Here is a 6,422-nt window from a genome sequence, read left to right on the forward strand (position 1 = left end):
ATCTGATCAGGCACCTTCGCGAGGCAAAAGCCTTTGACCCTTTTCAGTTTCAAGGGTTAACAACAGACCTTGATAGATTTTCATCGCGGCCAATTAAGTTCTTAGTCAAAACCAATGCATCTTTCGCCGCTGATTCACGCCGATTTCCGCTGATCATAATCAGAACAATATTTACCGTAAAGCCGCAAAGCCGCAAAGCCGAAACCAATATTAACGGAGAGGTGGAGAGCGGGAGAGGATAGGGCTGTCATGTGCTCGCCATAACTCGGGATCCAGGTTTTCTTTTGTGCGTTTCTCTCTCCGATTCAGCGGCTCTTCGTTAAAACTGCATCTAGGCTCTTCCTGGCGTTGTAATGACTTGAATCTTATCTGCGCCTATCAGCGTTCATTAGCGGCTGATACCCGCTTTTTCCTTGAGTTTGCTCAGATTCCGTCACGGTCTGTGGGACAGTCCCCATTCAGGGACAGCCCCCTCCGGTTTGCGGTTTTCATCTTTGCGACCTTTGCGCCTTTGCGGTAAGAATGCCTTTGCCTTCCTTCGTGCCCTTGGTGTCTTGGTGGCGGGGAAGGACTGAATAGTCAGATATTAATCCTGGCGATTGATATTGAACCTTAAATGAATGAACCAGTAAGCCCCCGCTACAAAGAGACAGCCGCCGATAATATTGCCGATGGTTACCGGCAGAAGGTTCCCAAAAAGAAATGCCGGCCAGGTCATGCCGACCGGATCCGCACCGATCTGTGGAGCAATGAAGATGCCGACCGGGATAAAGTACATATTGGCAACGCTGTGCTCGAAACCGCTGGTCACGAAGGCCATGATCGGGGCATAGCAGGCGAGGATCTTGCCCGGAACGTCGCGGGCGGCAACCGCCATGAAGATCGCCAGACAGACCAGCCAGTTGCATAAAATCCCCCGGATCAGCGCTTCGATAAAAGGGAGATTGCACTTGCGGGCGGCAATGTTGACCGCATGCTCGGCGATCGGCCCGGAGAGCAGGCCGGAGCGCGACATCATCCAGGCAAAGAGGATTGAAGCGACAAAGTTGCCGAGGATTACGATCGCCCAGTTGCTCGCCAGCTTTGACCAGGGGATCTCGCCCTGCAGGGCGGTTTTGGCGAGCAGGGTGTTCCCGGTGAAAAGCTCGGCACCGCAGATAATTACCAGCATCAGACCGATCGAAAAGACGCTGCCGCCGAGGAAACGGGCGATTCCGCTGCCGACATGGGCTGCGGCGTCATAGGTAACAACTGTCGCCAGCTGCGCTCCGAAAGCAATATAAAAGCCGGCCAGCAGGCTGAGGATAATGGTATGGGTCACCGGCTGGGTCAGGACCCGCTTGCCATTGACCATAATCGTTTCGGCCGCTTCGGTCGGTGCCAGGAATTTTTTGTCCATTCAGACCAGCCCGTATTCCTGAGCCAGCTTTTGCCAGGCCGGCAGGCTGCGCTCAATCACGTCATCGTCGATGCAGTATGCGATCCGGAAGAAACCGGGGGCTCCGAATCCGGCTCCCGGAACCAACAGCAGTCCAAACTCCTGGGCTTTGTTGACAAAGGCGACATCGTCGCTTATCGGAGAGTGCGGGAAGAAATAAAAACCGCCCTCCGGTTTAACCGTTTTGAAGCCAAGCCGGGTCAGGTGGTCGTAGAGCCGATCCCTCTTGTGCCGATAAACCTCGACATCGACCGATTCGTTCTGTAAACCGGCGACCAGTCTTTGCATCAACGCCGGGGCATTAACGAAACCGAGGACCCGGTTGCAGAAAACAGCACCTTCGATGAACTGCTCGACCTCTGTCATTTCAGGATTCGCCGCCAGGTAGCCGATCCGTTCCCCCGGCAGAGCCAGATCTTTCGAGTGGGAGGTGACGATGACGGCGTTCCTGATACTGGCAAAAATCGGCGGGACCGCCATGTCGTAAGAGAGTCGGGCATAGGGCTCATCCGAAATCACATAGATCTGCCGGCCGAACTCTTTCTCCTTTTGCCCGAGCAGGGCGCCGAGGGCATCGAGGGTCTCTTGCGGATAGATGACACCGGTCGGATTGTTCGGTGAGTTGATGATAATCGCCCGGGTGCTGGCATTGATCGCCGCAGCAATGTTGTCGAGATCGGGCTGAAAAGTTTCCATGTTGCAGTTGACCTCGACCGGAACACCGCCATGATTGTCGATGTAAAACTTGTACTCAACGAAAAACGGAGTCAGGATAATGACTTCCTCGCCCGGGTTGAGGATTGTTTTCAAAACGACATTCAGGGCGCCGCCGGCACCGCAGGTCATAATGATCTGCTCCTTGCCGACCGCTTTGCCGGAATCTTCCGCCAGTCGCGCCGCAACTGCGGCCCGTGTTTCATCGTAGCCGGCATTGTTCATGTAACGATGCATTCCGGGGTACGGCGAGTTGGCCAGCTCTTTGAGTCGCGTATGCAGTGCTTGCGGCGGTTCGATAGTCGGGTTGCCAAGGGTAAAGTCGAAAACGTTTTCTTCACCCAGCTCCTGTTTGAGTCGGGTACCTTCTTCAAACATTTTGCGGATCCAGGAAGCCCGTTCGATGAATGCCGCAACTTTATTCGATATGGCCATGGTTTTTATGCTCCTGATATAATAATTGAACGGCAGTTTAGCCTGCTGATCAAGGAGGGTCAAGGCGGAATGGCCTGAACCGACAGGCAGGTTTGGCCGTACCGGTTATACTCTTTACACGGAGGTCAATCGATGAACGCAATTGATTACCGGGATCGCTGCGCCGGAACAATTCTCGGAACTGCCTTCGGTGATGCGCTCGGTGCCGCTGTCGAAGGTTGGACGGCCGATGAAATCAGATCGGAGCATGGGGAGATTCGTGACTTCCTGGAAGGTCGCGGTGGGGCCGGACGCTATACCGACGATACCCAGATGATGCTCGGTATGGCCCGTTCCCTGGTCCGGATCGGCAAGATTGATGGCGCTGATTGCGCCCGAAGTTGTGCCGAACTGTTTGCTCCGGAGCGGGGTTACGGGCGAAGCGCCACCAGGATTCTCATGGCGCTGGAAACAGGGGCTGACTATCGCGAAACCGCGACGGTACTTTTCCCTGAAGGCTCTTTCGGCAACGGAGCGGCTATGCGGATCGCCCCGGTCGGCCTGCTGAGTGGCAGCAAGGAACCGAAGCTTCTGCGGCCGTGGGTGGTCGAGGCGGTCCGGGCAACGCACGTCCATGACGAGGCAATTGACGGCGCTCTGGTCGTCGCCGCCGCAGTCGGCATACTGAGCAGGATGAGGGTGTTTTCTGAAGTCAATGGACCCGGTTTCCTGTTTGAATTGTCGCCTTATTGCCGGACCATGGAGATGCGCTCACGGATGATGCTGGCGTCGCGTCTGCTCGAAGAGAAGCCGTCACGAGACGAGGTTGTCGCAAGACTCGGCAATGGCGTACGTACCCTCGAATCGGTGCCGACGGCCCTCTACACGGCAATGCGTTTCATTTCCGAACCGGAGGAGGCACTCGTAGCCGCGGTCGGATATGGCGGTGATGCCGACACGATTGCCGCAATGACCGGAGCGGTTGTTGGAGCCTGCCATGGTGCTAGCGCGTTTCCGCAGCGCTGGCATGAACAACTCGAACGCGGCGCCGATGGCTATGATGCACTGTGCGAGGTTTCCCGGCAGTTGGCCAATTTGATCAAGTAGCCCTTCCTCGTTGATTTTTCCTTGCTTTTAGGCTAAATTGCCGTTTCCAATAAGTAAGCGAAAGGATTGATTTTTATGGCAAAAAATGACCTTGATCGGTTACGCCGGAAAATTGATGAAATCGACAGCACGATACTCGGACTGCTTAATGAGCGGGCCGATGTTGTTATCGAGGTCGGTAAAATCAAGGAGGGCGCGAGTGGTGATTTTTATGTGCCGAGCCGTGAGCAGGCGATCTATCAGCGCCTGACCGATGAAAACACCGGTCCTTTTCCGAACGACGGCATCCGCCGGGTTTTTCGCGAGATCATTTCCGCTTCGCTTAACCTCGAGCAGCCGATGAAGGTTGCTTTTCTCGGTCCGCAAGCAACATTTACCCACGTTGCGGCGATGCAGCAGTTCGGTTTTTCAGCGCAACTTGTTCCGCAAAAAAGCATCAGCGCCGTTTTCGAGGATGTCGAACGGGGGCGGGCCGACTACGGTGTGGTCCCGGTCGAGAACTCAACCGAAGGCGTGGTCTCGCATACCCTTGACATGTTTATCGATTCCGATCTGAAGATCAACGCCGAAGTTCTGCTCGCAGTATCGCACGACCTGCTGTCGCGGACCGGCGACATGGGAGCGATCAAGCGGATTGTTTCACACCCGCAGGCTCTGGCGCAGTGCCGCTCCTGGCTCGAAGAAAACCTGCCGGATGTGCCGCTGGTTGATGTCAGCAGCACCGGTCTGGCTGCGCAGATGGTCGCCGATGACGATTCGACCGCAGCCATCGCCAGCGAATCGGCAGCCAATCTCTACGGACTCAAGGTCGTCAAGAAAAAGATCGAGGACAATCCGAACAATTTTACCCGGTTTCTGGTAATCGGCCGGAAAAATCCGGACCAGAGCGGCGACGATAAAACATCACTGATGTTCCGGATCAAGGATGAACCGGGGATTCTTTATCGCATGCTCGAACCATTCAGCAAGCGGAATATCAACCTTGCCAAGATCGAAAGTCGGCCGCTCAAGAAAAAAGCATGGGAATATATTTTCTTTCTCGATCTTGAAGGGCATATTGCCGATGCAATTATTTCTGATGCGGTCGAGGATCTTGGTCAGTATTGTGAATTTGTCAAGGTGCTCGGTTCATACCAGAGCGCCCGTTAGGTAAAGATAACAGCAATGAATCATCCAGAGAATTATATTGCGAAAATGTGTATCATCGGGGTCGGCCTGATCGGTGGTTCGTTCGCTCTCGCCCTGCGCGAGGCCGGTCTGGTCGGTGAGGTCATCGGTGTTGGCAGGGGTGTCGATAATCTCAGGCGGGCAGTGGAACTCGGTGTCATCGATCGCTACACAACCGATCCGGCCGAAGGGGTCCGCGATGCCGATCTGGTCTTCCTTGCGACCCCGGTTCTGGCGATGTCAGAAGTGATGGCGAAGATTTCCGGCCATCTGAAGCGTGGGAGCGTACTGACCGATGGCGGCAGCGTCAAGGGTGCGATCATTGATGCGGTTCAACCTCATCTGCCGGCAGGGGTACATTTCGTGCCGGGGCATCCGATTGCCGGAACCGAGAAGAGTGGTGCCGAAGCAGCATTCCCGACTCTCTACCGGGAGCGTCGCTGCATCCTGACTCCGACCGAGGCAACCGACGCCGGAGCACTGGCGCTGGTCAAGGCGCTCTGGCAGGCGGCCGGCAGTGAAGTCGTGGTCATGGATGTTGAAAAACATGATCGGGTTCTGGCCGCAATCAGTCATCTGCCGCACATGGTCGCCTATGCGCTCGTCGTCGCCGGCAGTTCCTACGATCGTTACGAAGAGAACATCCTTGAGTATTCAGCCGGCGGTTTCAAGGACTTTACCCGGATTGCTTCCTCCGATCCGACCATGTGGCGTGATATCGCCCTGACCAACAAGGATGCTCTGCTCGAGATGATGACCCATTTTGAACACTTCTTTGCTGAACTCAGGGAGGATATTGCCTCTTCCGAGGGTGAAAAACTGTACGAATTTTTCCTCAAATCAAAACAGAGTCGCGACGCGATTCTGTAACGGGTTAATAACTTATGCAGCATACACGAACTGTGTCGAAAAGCGCTGGTCTGCGCGGAGAAGTAACGATCCCCGGCGACAAGTCGATTTCCCATCGCGCCATCATGTTCGGCGCTCTGGCCAACGGCATCACCCGGGTCAGTGGATTCCTGCAGGGAGAGGATAATTACGCCACCCTCAAGGCCTTCCGGTCAATGGGAGTCGAGATTACGGACCATGGCGACGGTTCCCTCGAGATTGTCGGCGCCGGTCTGCACGGTCTCCGGGAGCCGGACGATGTTGTCGACTGCGGCAACTCCGGGACGACCATGCGCCTGATGTCCGGGCTGCTGGCTGGTCAGGATTTCTTTTCCGTACTGACCGGAGATCAATACCTCCGGCGACGTCCGATGCGCCGCGTAGTCGGTCCGCTGAGCGAAATGGGCGCCGTGATTGACGGACGCAATAATGGCGAACTGGCACCACTTGCTATCCGGGGAGGTGGCTTGAACGGGATTGAATACGATTCGCCGGTGGCCAGTGCCCAGGTCAAGTCGGCCCTGATTCTGGCCGGCCTGTACGCCGACGGCCAGACAACGGTGACCGAACCGCACCTCTCGCGGGATCACAGCGAACGGATGCTCCGTTGTCTTGGCGCCGATATTGAGTCTTTTGCCGGCGGTGTGCGGGTGACGCCGGGGCAAGAACTGACCGCCCGGGGAATCGATGTGCC

7 protein-coding genes are annotated in these 6,422 nt (G+C 55.9%); 5 read left to right on the forward strand and 2 right to left on the reverse strand.

Annotated elements, in window-relative coordinates; genetic code table 11:
- On the forward strand, positions 1-242 hold a 242-nt coding region (locus C0623_03025), incomplete at its 5' end, for a hypothetical protein (protein PLY02876.1).
- 344 nt (positions 243-586) lie between these two features.
- On the opposite strand, the gene C0623_03030 is transcribed toward C0623_03025, so the two are convergent.
- Both C0623_03030 and C0623_03035 read right to left on the reverse strand, forming a co-directional pair.
- A complete protein-coding gene (locus C0623_03030; protein PLY02877.1) occupies positions 587-1,399 on the reverse strand; it encodes an FdhC protein in 813 nt (270 codons plus the stop codon).
- Positions 1,400-2,587, reverse strand: coding sequence for an aspartate aminotransferase (locus C0623_03035; protein PLY02878.1), 1,188 nt, complete (start codon positions 2,585-2,587; stop codon positions 1,400-1,402).
- 132 nt (positions 2,588-2,719) lie between these two features.
- On the opposite strand from C0623_03035, the gene C0623_03040 reads away from it, so the two are divergent.
- From C0623_03040 to C0623_03055, 4 genes are all read left to right on the forward strand, one after another.
- Positions 2,720-3,673, forward strand: coding sequence for a hypothetical protein (locus C0623_03040; GenBank protein PLY02879.1), 954 nt, complete (start codon positions 2,720-2,722; stop codon positions 3,671-3,673).
- A 75-nt stretch (positions 3,674-3,748) separates the two neighbouring features.
- Positions 3,749-4,822 (forward strand): prephenate dehydratase, encoded by a 1,074-nt coding sequence (locus C0623_03045; GenBank protein ID PLY02880.1) that lies wholly within the window; start codon positions 3,749-3,751, stop codon positions 4,820-4,822.
- A gap of 15 nt (positions 4,823-4,837) precedes the next feature.
- Entirely contained in the window at positions 4,838-5,710 is an 873-nt protein-coding gene (locus C0623_03050; protein ID PLY02881.1) for a prephenate dehydrogenase/arogenate dehydrogenase family protein, read from the forward strand.
- Positions 5,711-5,724: 14 nt separating this feature from the next.
- Positions 5,725-6,422 (forward strand): 3-phosphoshikimate 1-carboxyvinyltransferase (locus tag C0623_03055; GenBank protein PLY02882.1); only part of this gene is annotated, 698 nt, incomplete at its 3' end.

Origin of the sequence: Desulfuromonas sp. (genome assembly GCA_002869615.1) — a bacterium.
Taxonomy (GTDB): domain Bacteria; phylum Desulfobacterota; class Desulfuromonadia; order Desulfuromonadales; family UBA2294; genus BM707.